This window comes from Nocardiopsis sp. MG754419 (genome assembly GCF_018207095.1).
Classification (GTDB): domain Bacteria; phylum Actinomycetota; class Actinomycetes; order Streptosporangiales; family Streptosporangiaceae; genus Nocardiopsis.
The window spans coordinates 1-700 of the sequence record NZ_QOCZ01000322.1; the positions used below are offsets into that span (position 1 = coordinate 1).

The 700-nt window shown below is 75.7% G+C and carries 1 protein-coding gene and 1 pseudogene; one reads left to right on the plus strand and one right to left on the minus strand.

Going from position 1 to position 700, the window contains the following annotated elements; all coding sequences use genetic code 11:
- Nucleotides 1-225: pseudogene (locus DSY14_RS27905) on the minus strand (sensor histidine kinase); the annotation flags it as partial.
- 145 nt (nucleotides 226-370) lie between these two features.
- Here DSY14_RS27905 and DSY14_RS27910 point away from each other — a divergent pair.
- Nucleotides 371-679 carry an SHOCT domain-containing protein gene (locus DSY14_RS27910; RefSeq protein WP_211719579.1) on the plus strand — a complete coding sequence of 103 codons (309 nt, stop codon included), beginning with the start codon at nucleotides 371-373 and terminating at the stop codon, nucleotides 677-679.
- Nucleotides 680-700: the final 21 nt, after the last annotated feature.

Here is a 700-nt window from a genome sequence, read left to right on the forward strand (position 1 = left end):
GAGCCGGCGCACCACCACCGCGACCACCAGCGCCACCACACCCGCCCACACCCACCAGGGCACCGACACCTGCGCGAGCGGCGGCCACGACCCCCCGGGCCGCGCCCACGGCGGCCCCTGGCCCCCGGAGTGCTCCCAGGCGAAGGATCCGCGCACCCACACCAGCGCCGCCAGGCCCAACACCGCCGCCGGCAGCACGTCCCAGACCACTGCGCCCCTGCTCACACGTTCTCGCACACCTCGACCCTAGAACCCCGACCGCCGCCGCGCCTCGCCCCAGGCGCGCATCCCCCTCTACGCCCACCGACGTAGGAGCACGGCCCGCACCCGACCGATGCGCGCGACCCCCGGGCCGCGGCAACCTGGATCCATGACCACAGCAACGCTGATCAGCGCCGCCCCGCCCTGGCAGGGCGGACCGCCACCCTTCCTTCCGGGAGTGCTCATGTTCTGTCTGCTCATCCTGCTGGCCCTGGGCGCCGTGGCCTTCGTCATCGCCCGACGGCGCGGCCACGGCCCGCCCTGGGTCACGCCCCCCGCACCCGGGCCCGAGGAGTCCGCCCGCACGGTCCTGGCCGAGCGCTTCGCCCGCGGCGACATCACCGTGGAGGAGTTCATGGAGCGCGCCAGCGCCCTGAACTGGACCCCGGGCCAGGGCGGAGACCAACGCCGACCCTGACACGCACGGCGGGGCGTCCCC

Bases quoted from the DNA above. Each gene is read 5' to 3' on its own strand.
- DSY14_RS27910 (WP_211719579.1), top strand. From the start codon at position 371: ATGACCACAGCAACGCTGATCAGCGCCGCCCCGCCCTGGCAGGGCGGA.